The organism is Flavihumibacter solisilvae, from assembly GCF_000814475.1.
In the GTDB taxonomy this organism is placed as follows: Bacteria; Bacteroidota; Bacteroidia; order Chitinophagales; family Chitinophagaceae; genus Flavihumibacter; species Flavihumibacter solisilvae.
Genome location: NZ_JSVC01000015.1, coordinates 200,290 through 219,398 on the forward strand (window position 1 = coordinate 200,290; position 19,109 = coordinate 219,398).

Below are 19,109 nucleotides of genomic sequence, written 5' to 3' on the forward strand. Positions count from 1 at the left end.
ACCAGTATTTTCTGCTTCACTTTTGAAGGAGCAGGCTTCTTTTTTTCATATTTCAAATTTCAGATTTTGAGTTTTAATCAATTTAAACCGAAAGAGCTGAGTAAGCTCGGCTATACTAATGATGTTGCCAGGAGCCTTGTGGTGAATATTTTTTCTAAGTACTATAAACACGCTTCGAGGGCAGAACTGGAAACACTTTTACAAAACATCAGGAATTCACCGGCGGACTATGTAAATGATCCGGTGCTGGGTAAGATTGCGGGCACATTTGTTTCCACTGAAATGCCCTGCAATTTCCAGGCATTCGATCTCCTGGAACAAACCGGGCAGCTTAAGATCTATGGCGGAAAAGCTGTTGAACACGCTGCGAAAAAGCAAATGGAAACAGCTATGTCGCTACCGGTAACTGTTCAGGGCGCCCTGATGCCCGACGCACATCTGGGCTATGGATTGCCAATTGGCGGAGTACTCGCTACCAGCAAGGCAGTGGTTCCCTATGCCGTTGGAGTTGATATTGGCTGCAGGATGTCACTTTCGATTCTTTGCGAAGGCGAAGAATTCTTAAAAAGTAATTCATATCAGCTTAAAACAGCATTGAAAGAACATACTCATTTTGGAACAGAAGGCGGCCTTGACAGCAGGCAGGAACATCCCGTTTTGGATCATGCAGCATTCGGGTCAACAGAATTGCTGAAGCGATTACAGGTAAAGGCCGCCCGGCAGTTGGGATCGTCAGGAAGCGGAAACCACTTTGTTGAATTTGGGGTTATCGAGCTGTTCGGGAACAATACACTTGAACTGCCTGCAAAGAAATATCTCGCTATTTTATCCCATAGCGGAAGCCGCGGGCTGGGCGCAGCAATCGCTACGCATTACACCGAAATAGCTATGGACACATGCAGGTTACCCCGTGAAGCCCGGCAGTTGGCCTGGCTCGACATGGACAGCGAAGCCGGACAAGAGTATTGGCTTAGTATGAACCTCGCGGGTGAATATGCGAAGGCTTGTCATGACCGCATTCATCACAGCCTTGTAAATGCCACAGGGCTGCAGGTTTTACGGAGGATCGAAAATCACCACAATTTCGCCTGGAAAGAGCACCTGGCGGATGGAAGCGAGGTGATTGTCCACCGGAAAGGTGCGACCCCGGCCCATGCAGGCGAGTTAGGAATTGTGCCGGGCAGTATGACCACGGCAGCTTACCTGGTATCAGGTAAAGGGGTTGAAGAATCCCTCTATTCCGCATCACATGGCGCAGGGCGTGCAATGAGTCGTCAACGTGCAAGGGAATCAATGACATCGTCGGCATTAAAAAAGATCCTGGCCAATGCGGGAGTCACATTGATCGGCGGTAGTATCGAAGAAAACCCGCAGGCGTATAAGGATATCGAAAATGTCATGACTGCCCAACAGGATCTTGTTTCTATCCAGGGTCGCTTCATGCCAAAAATTGTAAGGATGAATAAAGAATAACAAATGAGAAAAGTAATCATACAGATCTCAGCCGGGCAGGGACCGGTTGAATGCTGCAGGGTTGTGGGGAAGGTGCAGGAAATAATCCTGGGACAAGCTCGTAATGCCGGTATTTCAATCGAAGTGGTCGGTGGCATTAAGGGCGATCTTAAAGGGGCCCTTTCGTCTGCCACCTTGCTTGCGGAAGGCAAAACGCTGTTGTCGTTTATAAGTGAGTGGGAAGGAACTATACAATGGGTATCAGTTAGCCCATATCGCAAACTGTGCAAAAGGAAGAACTGGTTTGTAGGCGTTTCCGTATATGACGTGATGAAGCAAATGCACTGGAATGAAGGTGACCTTCGTTTTGAAACCTGTCGCGCATCCGGACCTGGTGGACAGCATGTAAATAAAGTTGAAACTGCTGTAAGGGCAATCCATTTGCCTTCAGGTATTCGTGTATTCGCGTCTGACAGTCGTTCGCAGCTTGAGAACAAACAACGTTCCATCGAAAGGTTAAAAGCAAAAGTGATGGCCTGGCACGCCGAACAATTGGTGGCACGCCAACAGGAACTCTGGCTCGACCAGAAGCAACTTGAACGTGGCAACGCGATAAAAAAAATCGTAGCCCCACTCCAATAAAAGAAGCCTGGCACTCGCCAGGCTTCTTATTTAATAGTCGCCATATTCACTTTTTCACTTACCGCCCCATCCTGCTTACTCAAATTCCCTGTATGCCCCAAACCTGGCAAGCCTGTCTTCGCCCAGTTGCTGTGGGATCGGCTCAACCGGCTCGCCGAGTTTTTCGCAGATCTGCATCCATAGCCCTGTTCGCGTGTACGTCTGGTGCACTTTCTGGAAAGGCGTGGCGAGTAAAACTTGTTTTGCTTCTTTTGTCATTCCTTTATCGATCATCAATTGTACCCTTCGTTCAATTACCCATTCGTCTGTCATGGCATCAACCTGTGACAACCATTTCTCCCTTTCCGGTAATGTCTTTGCCCCGAGGTTGCGCAGGATCTTATCTCTCTCTACAACAATTTGGGGATGCAAAAGCAGCCATTTTTCCCTGATCGCGTCCATTGCGCCTCGGGCGCCTTCCATATCTCCTTCCTGTTTCAATAACCTGGCAAGCATTGCTTTTGCCAGTCCATTATTTGATGCTGCCAGTTCTGCCTTCGCTTCTTTATTCCTGTCACGACCTGCGAGCCAGGTACCGTAATAAAAACGCCACAGATCTTTATTATCACCCCTCGCAGCTGCGATGGCAGCTTTGAACGGACCATCCAGGTCCTCGATTCCTGATGGCGCCCAGAAATTCTGGCTCACCTCCGGTGGCTGGGGAAGCGCATTACCTGACTTAAATGCCTGCTGCAACCCGAGCCAGTTGCTCACCTCATTTTTTCTTGCCCAGCCAAAAAGCGGTACGAGATCAAGCGGCCTCAAATTCGCAGCCGGGACTTTTAATGCATGTATATCCAGTTCCCGATCGGAGGGAATCCAGTATTCTACATGCCATCTTGTTTCTTTTGGCTTTAGTTCAAGCTTTATTGACTGGTCACCAATCGGGCCACCCTGGATCTCCGCATATGGCTGGTGCTTTGCAGTGCTGAGCGTTGCCCACGCACTGTCTGCACCGTTCCCATAGCTCCACAGCTTGATCCCGTCTGCAATTTTTTCGTCAGCAATATGATACAACCCGGTGCCTAACGATGGAGTATAAGCGCCGAAGGCATTGGCATCCTTTGTTTTCCAGAAATATCCTGTCATCTCGCGGATGTCTTTTTCCGTTTTCGGGCCCTCACTCACCCAGTCGATCGTATCAATCGTTGATGCATGTGATAGAACCTGGCCCTTAGGAAAATTGTATTTCGTATCTGGCGCTGAAGGTATTGCTGCATTTGACCACGACATCCAGGGGTAGGAGCGGGTACCCGGGTTCAGGAATTTGACACGCTGCGCCAGGAATTCATCGTCAGGTCCCAGCGAATATTCAACCGTCCAATGCATACCGAACCTCAGCTCCCTTTCGCCGCAGCTCACGTAGATGCGATCCTTAGTACGGTCCACCTGATGTATGACGTGTTCATTCTGAGAGGGAGAGTGGGCAATCGGAAAGCTGACTTCAATACCGCCGGCGATAAAATAGAAACGTGGAAGGATCCTGGTGTACCTGATCATGTCGGGTACATACAATACTTCCTTTCCTGATCCTTTGTGAACAATGGAAATCACTTTGCCGCCGAGGTCGGGACAGATCACCACTTTCATTTTGCTGTTCTCAAGAGTTACAAAACGGTATTTCTTCAATACTGGCCTGTTCGATGTTTCCGAATAGCTCATGTATGGGTAAACGCCATTCGGGTCAAGTGCGGTTGGTACCGGCCCTGCAGGTGTCAATACGCTTGTCAGTACGTATTCATCTTTTTCTGTGCAAACGAGCTGACCGGACGATGCCTGCGGGAATCCCACAGGCATCAGACCGAAGATTAATATCGTCAGCAGAAAATATTTTCTTGCCATCCTATAGTTTTAATCAATTATAATTTGTCACTTAATTTTTCCAGTAACTCGCGGCCTTTGTCAACATCACCGGTGATCTTTGCTTCATCAAACTCTTTTTCTTTGGTGAATACAACCAGGTGCTCATCAAACGATTTCAGCAATTGCTTAACCTGCGGATCCTGTGAGCGGGAAGCTTTTTCCCTGACAATCCGGATCTTTTCAAAGTCGGCAATTCCTTCCCGCATTTTCTCATAACGAACGCAACTTACGGCGCCGGGATAGATCATGTAACAATCACCGGACGGCCATGATCCGAAGCGGGCATCCCTTGACGGGTCTTCCGGCCACGCGTCGTAAGCCCAACGAAGAAATCCATCATAACCGAATGCCGCGGAATACCAGCTGATCCAACGGCCTTCGACAGGTGGACTGAATACAAAATTGTTTGGCTTGGCGGGGTTACAACAAACATAGAAGGTAGAGTAAACGCCGCGTGCCGCACGCTGTTTCAGTTCCGCAGCCGTGGGTTCATTGCCATAGAGGAATGAATAATCGTCAAGCAGGTTGTCGAGTTCCTTGTGCCAGTTGCCTGCGTAGGTGATCTTCCAGTCTGCAGAATGTTTCTTGATCACATTTATAGCGGCAAGCGTGTGCTTCATCTCGCTTTCATTAATGCCAATGAACATTTTCTGCAGCCAGCCTTTCTGCTGGAGGTGTTTTTTAAAATCCGTCAGGAATACATTCCAGTTTTTGCTGTACACATCAGAGTTTGGTGCCCAGTTCTCATATACATAGTTACCGGTTGCCTGGTCTTTATAACGGAAACGATCACCCCAGGGTACAGCTGTATACAATGTTATTGCCTTGTCGACGCCGGCTTCCATCGCCAGTTCAACATAGGTGTCGAAGATTGTATAGTCAAATTGCCATGCACCCGCCCGGGTTTTGGTCCATTCGATCATTCCACCTTCAATCATGTAGGAATTATCATTCCATGGCGAATGCACGCCATAAGTTGTTATGTATTTACCTCCTGCATCTGCATACAGCTTCAGGTGTTTCTTCAGCAACATCTTATGTTCTTCCGACCATGGCTTGAGTTTGTTCAGCCAGGCGACTGTCCATGGGTTCTGCCAAAGGTCGAGCCGGTAACTCCATTTAGTCGCTTCAGGAAGTAACTGGTTCTGTACCCTGATCGAAACATCCAGTGTCTTCGACTCTTTCGTGCTGTTTATTGTAATCTTTCCTTTATATACACCTGGTGTAGCAGTAGCCGGGATATCCAGCGTCAGCCATACAGGCCTGATGCTGTTGCCCGGAACGTCAAAACGATCAAAATCTTCAAACCGGTCAGGCATCAGGAAACCATCCTGGAAAGGTGTATTCCCACATACGGCATTTTTATCTCCATAAGGATAATTGCCCAACACGTAGCGGACCATATTCAGGCCGAATTGACCTGCGCCAATCTTTTTCCCGCCTGGTCCTGTCAGTTCGCTTAACTGGAACCGTACCTGCTCCAGGGTGTCAGGCGACCAGACAAGTACCTGTGCATTCAGGCGTTCCCCTTTCCAGCCGGTGGCATCCCAGGAAAGGCTGGCCTGTTTTACCGGTACTTCAGTCCGGAAATATGCGCGTTCTGTTGATCCGAATGACACATTAAGTCCGCGCTTTTCGTCGCGCCAGTCCTGCGGATCGGAAGGTTTGTCAAATGCATACTCATCCTGGTAATGCATTTTCAGTGAGGGCAGGAGGACTGAATCCACTCGTCCCAGCAACGGCTGCGAAAATGCAGCTTGCTGGAGTGCGAGGAAAGAAGTCATGATCAGTAAATACTTCATTGTGCTGCTATAATTGATTAGTGTTTTAATAATTACCACCCCTGGTTCTGTTCGAGTGTTCCTTTGGATAGCTGGATCTGTTGCAAGGGGATCGGGAACAGGTAGTGTTTGGGCATAAACTGGCGTGATGATGCTGCTTCTGTAATGATAAATCCGTTGTTATCTACCTGGATATCCGTTCCTACCTGCAGGTCAGGATATTTCTGCTGGTATTCTGTGCCCACAAATTTCACACCGCGGATTGATTTTACGAGTTCCTGTTCAGCAGTTTTCCATCGACGGAGATCGTCCCTTCTGAACCCTTCAAATGCGAGTTCAACAGTTCTTTCACGACGGATTTCAGTTTGCATATCAAGATTGTTTGAAGATACAAATGCATTGGTGAGTGCCGGCATTCCCGCACGTGACCTGATCACGTTAATAGTGCGATCCAGGTCGCCGTCTGAAATAGAACCGTTTTTCTCGTACAGGGCTTCTGCAAGTATAAGTAATACTTCGGCATACCTGATTTCCTTAAAGTCATACTGCCCCCTGAACTGTGCGGCATCGGTTGTTTCGTCGAGGAATTTGCGGATCATGTATCCCGTTTGTGTAGCGTTGGTTCCTGAAAAGCCAGGGAAGGTTGGCTGCCAGATATCTCCTTCGAAAAAGATGGAAGATCCGGGAACGATAAAGGTCATTGCCATGCGGGGATCGCGGTTCTGGAATTCACTTGTCAGCGTTGCATAACCCTGGAACTCCGGCGACTGGCCGATCGGTAAACCATCTTTTGCAAGATATAGGTCAGCCATATTCTTGGTAGGTACCATGTAATTGAACCAAAGCTCGCGTGTCCAGTTATGCACTACCCTGTTCTGGTAGTAACGTCTTGCCAGGATCACTTCACGACTGTCGTCGCCCTGGAGGATAAAAAAGTATTTATAGCTGTTTTCCGCCTTATCTGTATATAAACCATATACACCGGAGTTGTAAACGGCTTCGGCAGATTCGATCGCAATGTTGAGATATTTATCTGCATCACCGCTTCCATGGTATTTTGCCCATGTACCCATGTAAAGTGCAGCCCTGGCTCTCAACGCCTGTGCGGCTCCCTGGGTTACCCGTCCGAGGTCATCTTCTGACAACTCGTTTTGTTTCGGAAGTTTTGCAGCCGCAGATTCGAGATCAGCAAGTATAAAATCAATGATCTCTGACTGGGATGAACGCTGACTATATAATTCGGGTGATGATACATCGAGCACCTTGTCAATTTTTGGAACACCACCGAAAGTCTTAACCAGGTTCCAGTAGTTATATGCCCTGAAGAATTGGGCTTCTCCAACCCATCGGTCAATTTCAGCACCCAGTTCTGAAGCAGAAGCTTTCTCCAGCAGGTAATTGGTAGACCGGATCCACTTAAAGGCATTATCCCAAACTTCGGAATTCGCTGTGGGCAGAAAAGATCCATTGCTTACATTGTTTGCACCACCACCAAAAGCTATGTCGGAAGTATTGTCTATGTATTGGGGTACTTGCATCAATCCATAGTAGAAGTCATTTGCTGCAAGCTGGAAATCTGAAGGTTTTTTCCAGAAGGAAGGATCAGATACCTGGTCCTTCGGGGTGAGGTCAAGTTTTTTACAACCTGGCGCCAGGAGTATAAACAGGAGAGCGGTAAATATATATTGTGTACGTCTCATGATTGTCGTTTTTAAGGGGATTAGAAGGTCAGGTCAAGTCCAAATGAATAAGATCTCTGGAAAGGATAGTTTCCGCCCCAGTCTGCCGATTCGGGATCCCATCCTCCTTTCACATTGTGGTGTTCCCAGATGTCCTGGCCGCTGAAATAAATTCGTGCACGGTTCACATAGATCTTCCTTGTCAGGTTTTCAGGTAAAGTATAACCCAGTTGGATATTCTTCAGCCTGATATATGATGCATCGATCTGCTGCATTGTTGACGCCTGGTAGTTCCACCAGCGGATGTTTCCATGTGTCAGGCGCGGGAACTCAGCATCGGGACGATCTTCGTTCCAGGTCTTGCCATAGTAGAACTGCGGTGGTTGTCTCCACCATTCGCTCCACGGCATAGAGTAGTCGCCGGAACGGAATAATGTACGTTTACCCACACCCTGCAGGAATAAAGCAAAATCAAATCCCTTAAAGTTTGCTCCCAGGTTAAATCCATAATTGAAACGGGGCGTTGTGTTACCTACTTTCTTCACATCACCTTCCTGTCCGGGCTGGTCGCCATACAGGCTGATCTTGCCATCACCATTAAGGTCTTTGAACCGGGCATCACCAATCCCGATATCTGAAGGAACACCGCCGAGCTGCTTATAATCGTCCAGTTCCTTCTGGTTGCGGATTACACCGTCAAACACATACGCATAGTATGAATTGAGGGCATCACCTTCCCGGACATGCGGATCCCATGAAGTGAGGCTGTTCAGTCCGAGGACATAAGTATCTTCTCCGCCATAGTACAACACTTTATTCTGGGCATCGCTGAGAATAAATCTTGCATTGTAACCCAGTTTGCCAATCCTGTCGCTCCAGGAAATGGAAGTCTCGAATCCTTTTGTTTCGAGCCTGCCGACATTGGTATACGGAGCAGTTGCACCGAGCATCGATGGGTAGGCGATCGGGATGAGCATGTTGTCGTTGTTCTTTACGAAATAGTCGAACGAAAAGCCCAGCCTTGAGCGCAGCACCGTCATGTCGATTCCGATGTTCTTGTTTTTGAGTGTTTCCCAGGTCCTGTTGGGCGAAGCTATACCGCTGATTGTTGCTGAGGGAACCTGCCGGCCGGGACCGAATGGATAGGAACCGCCAATATTGATCAGCTGCAGGTAATCATATAAATGCGGGTCACTGTCAGGAAACATCTGGTTTCCAACCTTGCCATAAGAGGCGCGTAATTTCAGGTCGTCAAAGATTCGCTGCGACTTCATGAAATTCTCTTCAGATATTCGCCAGCCGACAGAAATTCCAGGAAAGAATCCCCACCTGATTTCTTTGCGGAATCTTGAACTTCCGTCATATCGCAGGTTTGCTTCAAGCAGGTATTTGTTGTCGAAAGCATAACTCAAACGACCGAACGCAGAGCGAAGTGCCCAATGGCCACCGCCGCCATCACTAAACCAGTTTTCTGTACCCAGGCCCATAGAAGGAACTTCATCAGAAACCACGTTCGATACGCTGGCCAGGAACCATTCACGGTCTTCCTCTTCGTGCGAAACGCCTGCCATTACATCAAAATCATGCTTACCACCAAAGTTGTTGTGATACTGCAGGTAACCGGTGTAGTTCTTGCCAATCACTTCTTCATTCTGCTTTGTCAGTTTGCTTTGCCCGGGATTGGCAACAGCATAATACTGAATCGTTCCATCCCATTTATATTGAGGAATGGGCTTGGCATAATCATCACTGTTGAGCGTGCGGTAGTTGATCCCGGTCTGCACATTTAATTTCAGTCCTTTAGCGAGATCCGCAATGAGTTTGAAATTGGTATTAACACCTCTTGTATTGTAGGTTGATGTAGCTCCTTCTTTTGCATAAGAAACTGCATTACCCCACCCGCCCTGGGCAAAGAAAAGGCCGTCCGGCGTATATACCGGATGGTTAGGCATGCCGAAGATCGCTTCACCGATCACCCAGTCGCCCACGCCACCTATATCTGTACGTTTCTGGTTCTCCAGGGCAACTTTTGATTCCAGGCGAATCCGTTTGGAGATTTCGTAGTCGTAGTTGAGGCGAAGGTTATAGCGCTTATTGTTGTCATCGGCATATTTCACCACACCGCGCTGGTCAACATAACCTGCAGAAAGGAAATAATTTGAATTGGTGCCACCTCCTGAGAGACTCAGGTTATGCGATTGCTGGAATCCATTTTCAAGCAATGCATCCATCCAGTCAGTCGAACTGAAAAAAAGCAGCCAGCCGCCATAGCCGTTGGGGTGGGGGACAGGATTTGGATCATTGTTCTTGATGCGTTGCAGGTAGTCATCTGAATACAACGGAACTGCACCGTTATGAATATTTGCTTCATTATCCATCACTGCCATTTCATAGTGTGAAGGACTTTTCATCATACCCGTCATTTTGGAAACAGCTGCATTACCACTGTACATAATACGGGGTGTTCCTTTCCTGCCTTTTTTGGTTGTGACAAGCATGACACCTCCCGCTGCCCTTGCTCCGTAAATCGAAGCTGCAGCATCTTTCAGTACTGAAATGGATTCAATATCATTCGGGTTAATCAGATCGAGGTTTCCGGCAACGCCGTCGATGAGCACGAGCGGTGCATTTCCGCCATTGGTTGAAGATGCACCACGTACATTCATTTCAAATCCTTGTTTTCCAGGCTGACCAGCATAGCGTTGAATGGTAACACCTGGGATCTCACCCTGTAATGCTGTCATCGCATTTGCAATGGGACGGCTTTGAAATACTTCCCCACCAACTGTAGATACAGCACCAGTAAGGCTGGTTCTCTTTTTGGTGCCGTAACCCACTACCACTACCTCACTTCCTTCAAGGGCTTCAACGTCCATTGTCAGGTTATAACTTGAATTTGTTCCAACGGTTACCTGCATTTTTTTATAGCCAACAATTGAGAATTCGAGCACTTCTCCATCATTTGCTTCAATGCTGAAAAAGCCATCCTTGTTGGTCGAAGCGCCGCGTGTAGTGCCCTGGACAACAACTGATACTCCTTCCAGTGGCCTGCCCTGGTTGTCTTTCACCGAGCCGGTTACCTGGATCCTCACCGGCGCCGTAGCAGCTGGCACCGGATTCGTTTTTACAGGCTTTTCGCGGATCACAATTGTCTTGTCAATAATACTGTACTGAAGTGGCTGATTGGCAAGACAAATTTCCAACGCCCTCTCCAAGGGTACATTCTTTAGCTCGAGGTTTACTTTCGTCTTCTGGTCGATCAGTTTGTTTTCATACCAGAAATAGTAACCGGTCTGTTTTTCAATTTTCTTTAGCACTTTCGATAAGGGTGCATTGTGTTCCGATAACGAAACCTGCTGCCCGAATCCTTTGGCATTTACCTGTACACAGGCAAGAACAAGCAAAGCAACTGTCAGTTTCATTCCTAAAAGCGTTTTGGCCTTTAAATACATAACTTTGATGTGTTTGGGTTAAACAATAAGCAGTCTATCAGGGATTGTATAAAGAGAGACCCGAATTTCCGCCGCTTCGGATCCTACCCCGAGGCGGTTTTTATTTGGATCTGACTGTCCGTTTTTTATGGTGACACCACGATATTTTTTCCTTCTACTTTAAAATGAATACCACTTTTTTCCAGGATCATCAACACATTGGTGAGATTGGCGCTCCGGCGGATTTTTCCGGAAAAAGTCCTGGCGGGAACTTCTGCAGTATACCTCACATCCACATCATACCACCGGGAAACCTGGCGCATGATTCCGTGAATATCCGCATTGCTGAAATTGAATAGTCCATCCTTCCACGCCATCACTTCTTCCACATCTACATCTGCCAATACCTTAACTGATTCGTTCGGGCGAACATTTGCCTGTTCACCCGGTACCAGTTCATGTTGTGATGTGCCACTCAATACCTTTACTGAACCCTCCAGCAATGTAGTTTTAGCAGCAACTTCATCCGCATAAGCATTGATGTTGAAATGTGTTCCGAGCACTTCGACTTTCATTTCATTTACCTGCACTATAAAAGGCAGCTTCCGTTTTTGCTTGTCAAATGCCTTTTCAACTTCGAAATAAACTTCTCCTTTAATTTCAACCTGTCTTTCATCGGATGCGAATACGGCAGGAAAACGGATCTCCGATGCGGCATTTAGCCATACACGGCTTCCGTCCGGAAGTGTAAGCCGGTACTGACCGCCCCGTGGTGTACTGACAGTATTGTAGATGATTTCCTCACCGGTCTTGCCCGACACTTTATAAACCAGCGAACCGTCTTCATGCTTCAGGATGCGGGCGGCACCCTGGCTTGCGAGTTGCCCGTTTTGCGCACTGTCGAGATTGATCGTAGTACCGTCGGAAAGGGTAAGTGTTGCTTTATCAGTACCCGGAAGTATTTCTGCAGGAGAATGGGTCCTGGTTACTGAAACCTGCGTTCCAGGTGTTGTGACGGACTGTTGCAGAAGGAACCAGCCGCCAGCGGATAGCGTTACCAGTAAGATGGCAGCAGCCCACCAGTAGGCCCGGTATCCCGGTCGCCTCCTGATGCTGATGGGTAAATCGAGTTTTCGCGAAATCTTATCCCATGCTTCGTTTTTGTCGATTGAATGAAGGGTGGAGAGGCCTGACTGGACAAATTCTTCATCATGGAAAGTCTCCAGCAGCTTGTGGTTATTTTCATCTTCGCCGAGCCATTGCTGTAGTTCTTCCTGTTCCGCAGGAGTTAGCTCTCCTTGCAGGTGCCTGGCAATCATCCGGCCATACCGGATGGCTGAATCAATCTTATCCATGTTGAATCGTTAGATTGATTAAAACACTTCAGCATAACCGAACGGGTGACAGCAACTGCGATTTTCTTTAAAGAAAATTTCGGGTGTAAGTGAAAACGCTTAGCGGAATCGTGAAACGATGGTGGGTAGGGTAATTAGGATAGCCATAACTTCCGGGCTCAACCGCAGCCTCAGGAACTGTAATGCCCTGGCCTTCTGGGTCTTTATGGTATTAATGCTTACACCAAGCTGGTCAGCCACTTCCTGGTTCTTCAATCCTTCAAAATAACACAGGCGGAATACACTGGCGCAACCGGAGGGTAGCTCATCAACAGCTTTATAAATTTCTCCCAGCGCTTCCGCTTTAATAATGGCTTGCAGCACGGCTGGCTCTTCAATGGGGTCCGCTTCTTTCGAATGCAGGTAACCGGTAACTACTTTCTGATGACGGAGATGGTTCAGGCAGGAATTTCGAACCGTAGTATACAGGTATGCGACTGCCGCCGTTTCTTGTTCAAATTCCGAATGACGGTCATAGTATTTGAGAAAGGCATCCTGCACCAGGTCTTCTGCGACCAGGCTTCCAGCCGTTAGCTGGCTGGCGAAATAACAGAGTCGGGGGTACTGTGCCTTAAAAAATCCTTCAAAATCCTGCATACTAATCGGGCTCCCTGTTTTCAAATGTAGATAAAATGTTAAATGAAGCGCCAGGAAAATATATTGATAAAATAATATTATGTATTGGGCTGGACATTAACTGTCAAATTTTTTTTTTGGTCCTGGTGTCCAATTTCCTGTCACCCGATCATTATTAGTGTATAAAAAACATTAAACATCAGAATTATGGAACAACGTATCAATTTTTTTGCAAAAGGACAGGCTGCAATGAAAGCGCTGTATGGACTTTCAATCTATCTTTCAAAATCATCCCTCGAGAAAAATCTTCTTCACCTTGTTGAATACCGTGTATCCCAGATCAACGGTTGTGCATACTGCCTCGATATGCATTCAAAGGATCTGCTGGCGGAAGGCGAATCAGCGCAACGTTTATTTGTAATGGATGCCTGGCGTGAAGCGCCGTTTTACACTGACAGGGAAAGGGCCGCACTTGCCTGGGCGGAATCGGTTACTGTTCTTACTGCAGGTAACGTACCCGACAGTGTTTATCAGCAAGCGCGGAAGCAATTTTCAGAGGAAGAACTTATTGATCTCACCATGGCAGTTCTTACAATCAACAATTACAATCGCCTCAATGTAGCTTTCCGCACGCCTGCAGGTTCTTACAAAGTAGGGGAACACGCGGTGAAATAAATATGCATACATTCATTAATCCATAACAAAGAAGCTATGAAAGATTTTGCACTGATATTCCGGCAACCCTCATATGACTATAGCAATGCATCGCCGCAGGAAATGCAGGATCTGACCAAAAAATGGCAGGACTGGATTGGCAGCATCGCAGCCCAGGGGAAACTTAAAGGGAATCCTGTACGATTGGTACAGGAAGGAAAAGTGCTCAAGGCCGGGGGAGTAGTCACCGACGGTCCATTTGTAGAGATCCGGGAACGTCTCGGAAGCCTGATCATTGTCAAAGCGGCGGATCTGGATGAAGCTACTACGCTGGCTCACGGTTGCCCGGCGTTAGACGCCAACGGAAGTGTTGAAATCCGCCAGGTCTTCAGTTAATCCAAACAATGGTGCAATCACATATTTCTACGCTGAAGCAACTGTTCCAGCAGGAGTTTTCGAAAATGGTTGCTGTCATCAGCAACCTTTTCGGGCTTCAGCATATTGAGATCGCAGAAGATATCGTAAGTGAAACCTTCCTGGCGGCAACAGAAAGCTGGGCAAAAAAAGGAATTCCGGAAAATCCCGCTGCATGGTTATATGTTGTTGCCAAACAAAAGACCCTGTATCACTTCCGGCGGAACAAGATCTATGAAAAAAAAGTGATCCCCGAACTATCATTAAGGCAAGATAATGTAGCGCAACCCGGTGAACCGGATTTTTCCCTGGGCAATATCCGTGACAGCCAACTGCAGATGATGTTCGCCGTGTGTAACCCTGCAATAGCCAGCGAAGCACAAATGGGCCTGGCATTGCGCATACTTTGCGGCTTCGGGATCGAAGAAATCGCAGCTGCGTTTTTGACGGGTAAGGAAACAATCAATAAACGATTGTTCCGTGCTAAGGAAAAACTGCGATCGGAAAAGATTAGTATGGAAATGCCGCCGGAAAATGAACTGACCGGCCGCCTCGATAACGTGTTACATATTATCTATCTTTTGTTTAATGAGGGATATTATTCGCGGACGCAGGATCGCATCCTTCGTAAAGAACTTTGCGTCGAAGCCATGCGACTGGGATTCATGTTGTGTGAAGACGTAAGAACGAACCTGCCAAAAACCAACGCCCTGTTGGCACTGATGTGTTTCCACGCATCGCGTTTCGACGCGAGATTGACGAATGAGGAATCGCCCGTTTTATATGAAGATCAGGATGAGTTGTTGTGGGACCAGGAACTTATTAACCGGGGACTTCACTTCCTGGAGCTTTCCGCTTCCGGCGAAGAAATCAGTTCCTATCACCTGGAAGCCCGGATCGCTTACTGGCATTGCATAAAGGAAGATACCCCGGATAAATGGCAGGAAATTCTTCAATTATACAACCAGCTTCTTTGTATCAATTATTCACCCGGCGCAGCACTTAACCGCACATTTGCTTTGTATAAAGCTGATGGAAAGAAGGTAGCTTTGGCTGAAGCAGAAAAGCTTGGACTGGAAGGCAATCATTTTTTTCATTTACTGCTCGGTGAATTGTACGACGGCATGGATAATCGTAAGGCACTTGCTAATCTGCGGAAAGCCTATGATCTTGCGCAAAACCAGGATGAAAAGCTGGTTATCGAAAAAAAAATTGCCCTGATCGTTTGACAGCTGGATCCTGGCCTGATTCTTTAGTAGTTATGCAATTGAACAACAATTAATTACTGTATAAAAAGCTGAGATTATGCCAGTGAAACGAAACGAATCTACCGGGAATCGTCCCAAGGGCGACCGGGCTATTGATGCCCCTTACCTGGTGCTGAACATACCAGGTTATATTGACCAGCTAAAACAGGAGCCAGCCTGGCAAAAAAATGACCGCAATGGGATCACGGTCTTTAAATCGGAAGGGCTAACAATGGTTGTTACAGCCTTTCACCAGGGAGCCCTGGTTAACGACCTTGGAGTGGATGGATTTCTGACACTCAAAGTGCTACAGGGAAATGTTCGTTTAACCACCGCCGATGGGAACTTTGAAGCCCGCGAAAATGATGTCGTGGCCTTTCATCCTGGCGTTGCAAAGTCACTTGAGGCCATTACTGATGCAGCAATATTGCTGTCACATTTCACTATTGAAAGCGATCATATACTTTAATCATCGCTCTTGTTTTCTTTATCCTTTTTATCCTGCTGAACATCCTGGCCCGAATGCCCACCCGCTGAAAATGATTGATATTGGCGGTTTTCGTCCTCGCGGTTATGCATGCCTTCCTGTTGACTCTGTCCCTGCCAATGATTTTCCTGTTGCTGGCGCTCTTCGCTGGTCTGGCCTTTGTTTGCTTCGTCGGTCCTCCAACTGCGATTTTCATTTTGTCCACCGGAACCTTCCTGTTCGCGGTAACCATATCCCCTCATTTCCGTGCCCGACCGTTGTTGGCTTTGCTGACCCTGCTGGTTCCTGGACTGTCCGCGGGATCCCCTGTTTCTCTTTTTCATGTTCGGGTATTTGTGTTGGCAAATAATCGTTTGTTGACCAACGATGCTGCAATTCAGATGCCTGTAGTTTATTCATTTGCTTATCGTTATGCGCATGTGGCATGTTATTTTCCTTTCAAGAGGGTATATGTGTTGAAGATTAACAGGTTATAAGCCTGTAGGAAAAGTGCGAAGGGAAGAGTGTAGAATCAGGAAGGAAAGATGGGGAAGAAACGTAACAAACACCAAAATGAATTTTATGAAAAAGCTACTGATTATCCTGGCAGCTGTTATCACAATTGCTGCGTGTAACAATGCTTCAGACCGGGAAACACACACTGACACTACCACCACCACTATGACTGATACCAGCAGTACATACCAAATGGATACTACCCGTACGGATTCCCTGCGTATCGGCCAGGATACCATGCAACAACGTTGACAGTTATTGGCTGGAAAGCAATTTGCTTCGCGCGATCAGGCAGCCACCGATAACACCACTTTTTTCTCCCAGCCTGGAAAGATGAAGCTGAGTGTCATTGTTTACCAGGCTGAGGGAATATTTGTTTAATGCACTCCTGATCGGGAGCCGGATATAATCTCCCGTTTCTGCAAGCGTTCCGCCAAGGACAACCAGCTCGGGATTGAAAATATTGATGAGTACGGCGAGCCCGCGACCGATCTTTTCGCCCAGGTTAGCTACCAGTTCAATGGAAAGTACATCTTCGTTGCGGGTGGACTGGATAATATCAGATAACCTGAGATCTTCTGCTTTCATGCCGGCAGACATGATCGAGGAGGTGGAGCCCTGTTCTATTTTCTCGCGGAACAAACGGATCAGCGCCTGGCCGGAAGCTTCTGTTTCCAGGCAGCCCTTTTTACCACACTGGCAAATGAGCTCATTATGGAAGAGAGGGATATGACCAAATTCCCCGCCGAAGCCGGATTTTCCATAATACACTTTCCCGTCTATCAGGATCCCAAGGCCAATTCCATAATCCAGGTTTACAAAGAGTACGTTCTTTTCGTTCGATACCACACCGCTATGGAATTCACCATAAGCCATTGCCCTTGAATCGTTTTCAAGGAAAGTGCGGATCCCCAATGCGTTCTCCAGGGTTGTCGTGAGCGGCTCCTCATTAAAATGGAAAAAGCTGTAACTGTAACCGCTCGTCGTATTGATCCGGCCAGAGAGGTTCACGCAGATCGCCAGTACAGGCTTTTGCGTGTCTGGAAGGTCATTGATGAAATTGCGGATCAGCTCGATCAGCTGGTTCAGCGAAGCCTGCGTATTCTCCAGCAGGAAGGGTACTTTAATATTTACCGTCACCAGGTTCTTCTTGAAGTCCAGCAGGCCGATATTAATATAATACCTCTTTACATCCACCCCGATAAAAAAGCAGGACTCTGCCACAAGGCCATACATACTCGCCCGTCTTCCGCCCGTACTGTCGATTTTTCCATAGTCCCTGATCAGTCCATCCTGGATCAGTTCATTGACCAGGCTGGTAGTCTTGGGCGCACTGATGTTCAGTTCATTGGACAGATCAGATATTGTAGCATTTCCACTTTGGTCCAGGTGGTTGATTAATGCCCGCTTCAATGCTTTGTTCTTATATGCTACGCCGGTGGCGTTTTCTTCCGTAAAAACCTCAACTATGGAATGTTTGGGCGTCATCAATTGGTCAGTTACTTAAAAAATTACAGATGTCAAAGGTAAAAAACAATCCTTATTAAAAAGATTACGGTCGTTTTCTGCCGGAAAGACCGCACAAGCTGTAATAAATATAATTTTTACGGTTGAAGCAAGCATTTTCCCGCCTATATAGAAAATAAATATTTTTAGAAAGTGGTTACAGATAAAAAAATAAATATTAATTTACTCCGCAGTTACCAAAAAATATGCATTAACTAATTGTTATTGAGAGAATGATCATCACGAATGAATCCTTGCCCTCCCGTACCTCGCAGAAAAGCCTGTCGGCCTATGCCTCCCTATATAAAGATGAATTGCTGGATAACATCCTTCCTTTCTGGCTGAATAACAGCAGGGATGAAGTCAACGGCGGTTACTTCACCTGCCTCGACCGCGAAGGCCGGGTTTTCGATACCGATAAATTTATGTGGCTGCAGGGCCGGGGCGTCTGGTGCTTCAGTACCATGTACGATAAGGTAAGTCCCGATCCCCAATGGCTGGCTATGGCGCTTCACGGGGCAGCCTTCATGGAAAAGTATGGACGGGATAAGGACGGCAACTGGTATTTTTCACACACGGCCGACGGTAAACCCCTGGTTCAGCCTTATAATATCTTCAGTGACTGCTTTGCTACCATGGCTTTTGCTGCCCTGGACAAGGTCAGTCCGAACGAGCGTTACCGGAAGATCGCGCTCGACACATTTGAAAACATCCTTCGCAGGCAGCACGACTGGAAAGGGAAATATAATAAAGCATTCCCCGGCACCAGGCCGCTCCGCAACTTCAGCCTGCCTATGATCCTTTGTAATCTTTCCCTCGAACTGGAGCACCTCCTCGGGCCAGCACGAGTGGATGAATTCATTCCCACAGTGATCAGGGAAGTGATGGAAGTGTTTTACCAGCAGGACACCGGGCTCATCATGGAAAATGTTGCCCCCGACGGAACCTTCTCCGATAGCTTTGAAGGAAGACTGGTCAACCCGGGTCACGCCATCGAAGCCATGTGGTTCATGATGGATCTCGGGAAAAGAATTAATGACGATACGCTGATCAGGACATCCACTGACCGCATGATCCGAATGCTTGAATACGGATGGGATCCCGAGCATGGCGGCATATTTTACTTCCGCGATATAAAAAATCATCCGCCGCAACAATTGGAGTGGGACCAGAAACTTTGGTGGGTGCATGTGGAAACACTTGTAGCGCTTGCCAAGGGATACGCCTATACCGGCGATGAAAGATGTGCAAACTGGTTTCATCTCGTTCATGCATACACGTGGGAACACTTCCGCGACGACCAGTTCGGCGAATGGTACGGTTACCTCAACAGGAAAGGGGAGGTACTGCTGAACCTCAAGGGCGGTAAATGGAAAGGTTGCTTCCACGTTCCAAGGGCACTCTTCCAGGTTTGGAGAACACTTGAAACCCTGTCCATTTAACCCCGCC

General features: G+C 47.4%; 16 protein-coding genes. 8 read left to right on the forward strand and 8 right to left on the reverse strand.

The window, feature by feature from the left end:
* Positions 1-66 precede the first annotated feature (66 nt).
* Positions 67-1,473: an RtcB family protein gene (locus OI18_RS13635; protein WP_039140597.1), complete on the forward strand. Its 1,407-nt coding sequence runs from the start codon at positions 67-69 to the stop codon at positions 1,471-1,473.
* Positions 1,474-1,476: 3 nt separating this feature from the next.
* Positions 1,477-2,094 carry a peptide chain release factor H gene (prfH, locus tag OI18_RS13640; protein WP_039140599.1) on the forward strand — a complete coding sequence of 206 codons (618 nt, stop codon included), beginning with the start codon at positions 1,477-1,479 and terminating at the stop codon, positions 2,092-2,094.
* 75 nt (positions 2,095-2,169) lie between these two features.
* Here prfH and OI18_RS13645 read toward each other — a convergent pair whose 3' ends face one another.
* From OI18_RS13645 to OI18_RS13670, 6 genes are all read right to left on the reverse strand, one after another.
* Positions 2,170-3,975, reverse strand: coding sequence for a DUF5107 domain-containing protein (locus tag OI18_RS13645; RefSeq protein ID WP_039140600.1), 1,806 nt, complete (start codon positions 3,973-3,975; stop codon positions 2,170-2,172).
* A gap of 17 nt (positions 3,976-3,992) precedes the next feature.
* Complete coding sequence (locus OI18_RS13650) at positions 3,993-5,798, reverse strand: DUF4091 domain-containing protein (RefSeq protein ID WP_082037972.1); 1,806 nt, start codon at positions 5,796-5,798, stop codon at positions 3,993-3,995.
* Positions 5,799-5,830: 32 nt separating this feature from the next.
* Positions 5,831-7,477 carry a RagB/SusD family nutrient uptake outer membrane protein gene (locus tag OI18_RS13655; RefSeq protein WP_039140602.1) on the reverse strand — a complete coding sequence of 549 codons (1,647 nt, stop codon included), beginning with the start codon at positions 7,475-7,477 and terminating at the stop codon, positions 5,831-5,833.
* Positions 7,478-7,497: 20 nt separating this feature from the next.
* Complete coding sequence (locus OI18_RS13660; RefSeq protein ID WP_039140941.1) at positions 7,498-10,878, reverse strand: TonB-dependent receptor; 3,381 nt, start codon at positions 10,876-10,878, stop codon at positions 7,498-7,500.
* A 155-nt stretch (positions 10,879-11,033) separates the two neighbouring features.
* Positions 11,034-12,242, reverse strand: a complete 1,209-nt coding sequence (locus OI18_RS13665; protein ID WP_039140604.1) for a FecR family protein — start codon at positions 12,240-12,242, stop codon at positions 11,034-11,036.
* A gap of 99 nt (positions 12,243-12,341) precedes the next feature.
* Positions 12,342-12,878 (reverse strand): RNA polymerase sigma-70 factor, encoded by a 537-nt coding sequence (locus OI18_RS13670; protein WP_039140605.1) that lies wholly within the window; start codon positions 12,876-12,878, stop codon positions 12,342-12,344.
* Positions 12,879-13,064: 186 nt separating this feature from the next.
* On the opposite strand from OI18_RS13670, the gene OI18_RS13675 reads away from it, so the two are divergent.
* The 4 genes from OI18_RS13675 to OI18_RS13690 all read left to right on the forward strand — a co-directional run bounded on the left by OI18_RS13675 (position 13,065) and on the right by OI18_RS13690 (position 15,641).
* Positions 13,065-13,532, forward strand: coding sequence for a carboxymuconolactone decarboxylase family protein (locus OI18_RS13675; RefSeq protein ID WP_039140607.1), 468 nt, complete (start codon positions 13,065-13,067; stop codon positions 13,530-13,532).
* A gap of 36 nt (positions 13,533-13,568) precedes the next feature.
* Positions 13,569-13,907 carry a YciI family protein gene (locus OI18_RS13680; protein WP_039140608.1) on the forward strand — a complete coding sequence of 113 codons (339 nt, stop codon included), beginning with the start codon at positions 13,569-13,571 and terminating at the stop codon, positions 13,905-13,907.
* A gap of 8 nt (positions 13,908-13,915) precedes the next feature.
* Positions 13,916-15,154, forward strand: coding sequence for an RNA polymerase sigma factor (locus OI18_RS13685; protein ID WP_039140610.1), 1,239 nt, complete (start codon positions 13,916-13,918; stop codon positions 15,152-15,154).
* 76 nt (positions 15,155-15,230) lie between these two features.
* The gene (locus OI18_RS13690) at positions 15,231-15,641 is read left to right on the forward strand and encodes a cupin domain-containing protein (RefSeq protein WP_039140612.1); all 411 of its coding nucleotides are present in this window, start codon (positions 15,231-15,233) and stop codon (positions 15,639-15,641) included.
* Here the strand turns inward: OI18_RS13690 and OI18_RS13695 are convergent.
* A complete protein-coding gene (locus OI18_RS13695; protein WP_039140614.1) occupies positions 15,638-15,982 on the reverse strand; it encodes a hypothetical protein in 345 nt (114 codons plus the stop codon). The genes OI18_RS13690 and OI18_RS13695 overlap by 4 nt on opposite strands.
* A gap of 238 nt (positions 15,983-16,220) precedes the next feature.
* Here OI18_RS13695 and OI18_RS13700 point away from each other — a divergent pair, with 238 nt between their 5' ends.
* A complete protein-coding gene (locus tag OI18_RS13700) occupies positions 16,221-16,406 on the forward strand; it encodes a hypothetical protein (protein ID WP_039140615.1) in 186 nt (61 codons plus the stop codon).
* A 3-nt stretch (positions 16,407-16,409) separates the two neighbouring features.
* On the opposite strand, the gene OI18_RS13705 is transcribed toward OI18_RS13700, so the two are convergent.
* A complete protein-coding gene (locus OI18_RS13705) occupies positions 16,410-17,642 on the reverse strand; it encodes an ROK family transcriptional regulator (RefSeq protein ID WP_052273211.1) in 1,233 nt (410 codons plus the stop codon).
* Positions 17,643-17,893: 251 nt separating this feature from the next.
* Here OI18_RS13705 and OI18_RS13710 point away from each other — a divergent pair, with 251 nt between their 5' ends.
* The gene (locus OI18_RS13710; RefSeq protein WP_052273212.1) at positions 17,894-19,102 is read left to right on the forward strand and encodes a n-acyl-d-glucosamine 2-epimerase; all 1,209 of its coding nucleotides are present in this window, start codon (positions 17,894-17,896) and stop codon (positions 19,100-19,102) included.
* The last annotated feature ends 7 nt before the right edge of the window (positions 19,103-19,109 follow it).

What these genes read in the sequence shown, in the direction of transcription:
- prfH (WP_039140599.1), top strand. Translation starts at nt 1,477, where the DNA reads ATGAGAAAAGTAATCATACAGATCTCAGCCGGGCAGGGACCGGTTGAA.
- OI18_RS13645 (WP_039140600.1), bottom strand. Translation starts at nt 3,975, where the DNA reads ATGGCAAGAAAATATTTTCTGCTGACGATATTAATCTTCGGTCTGATG.
- OI18_RS13650 (WP_082037972.1), bottom strand. Translation starts at nt 5,798, where the DNA reads ATGAAGTATTTACTGATCATGACTTCTTTCCTCGCACTCCAGCAAGCT.
- OI18_RS13655 (WP_039140602.1), bottom strand. Translation starts at nt 7,477, where the DNA reads ATGAGACGTACACAATATATATTTACCGCTCTCCTGTTTATACTCCTG.
- OI18_RS13660 (WP_039140941.1), bottom strand. Translation starts at nt 10,878, where the DNA reads ATGAAACTGACAGTTGCTTTGCTTGTTCTTGCCTGTGTACAGGTAAAT.
- OI18_RS13665 (WP_039140604.1), bottom strand. Translation starts at nt 12,242, where the DNA reads ATGGATAAGATTGATTCAGCCATCCGGTATGGCCGGATGATTGCCAGG.
- OI18_RS13670 (WP_039140605.1), bottom strand. Translation starts at nt 12,878, where the DNA reads ATGCAGGATTTTGAAGGATTTTTTAAGGCACAGTACCCCCGACTCTGT.
- OI18_RS13675 (WP_039140607.1), top strand. Translation starts at nt 13,065, where the DNA reads ATGGAACAACGTATCAATTTTTTTGCAAAAGGACAGGCTGCAATGAAA.
- OI18_RS13680 (WP_039140608.1), top strand. Translation starts at nt 13,569, where the DNA reads ATGAAAGATTTTGCACTGATATTCCGGCAACCCTCATATGACTATAGC.
- OI18_RS13685 (WP_039140610.1), top strand. Translation starts at nt 13,916, where the DNA reads ATGGTGCAATCACATATTTCTACGCTGAAGCAACTGTTCCAGCAGGAG.
- OI18_RS13690 (WP_039140612.1), top strand. Translation starts at nt 15,231, where the DNA reads ATGCCAGTGAAACGAAACGAATCTACCGGGAATCGTCCCAAGGGCGAC.
- OI18_RS13695 (WP_039140614.1), bottom strand. Translation starts at nt 15,982, where the DNA reads ATGAAAAAGAGAAACAGGGGATCCCGCGGACAGTCCAGGAACCAGCAG.
- OI18_RS13700 (WP_039140615.1), top strand. Translation starts at nt 16,221, where the DNA reads ATGAAAAAGCTACTGATTATCCTGGCAGCTGTTATCACAATTGCTGCG.
- OI18_RS13705 (WP_052273211.1), bottom strand. Translation starts at nt 17,642, where the DNA reads ATGACGCCCAAACATTCCATAGTTGAGGTTTTTACGGAAGAAAACGCC.
- OI18_RS13710 (WP_052273212.1), top strand. Translation starts at nt 17,894, where the DNA reads ATGATCATCACGAATGAATCCTTGCCCTCCCGTACCTCGCAGAAAAGC.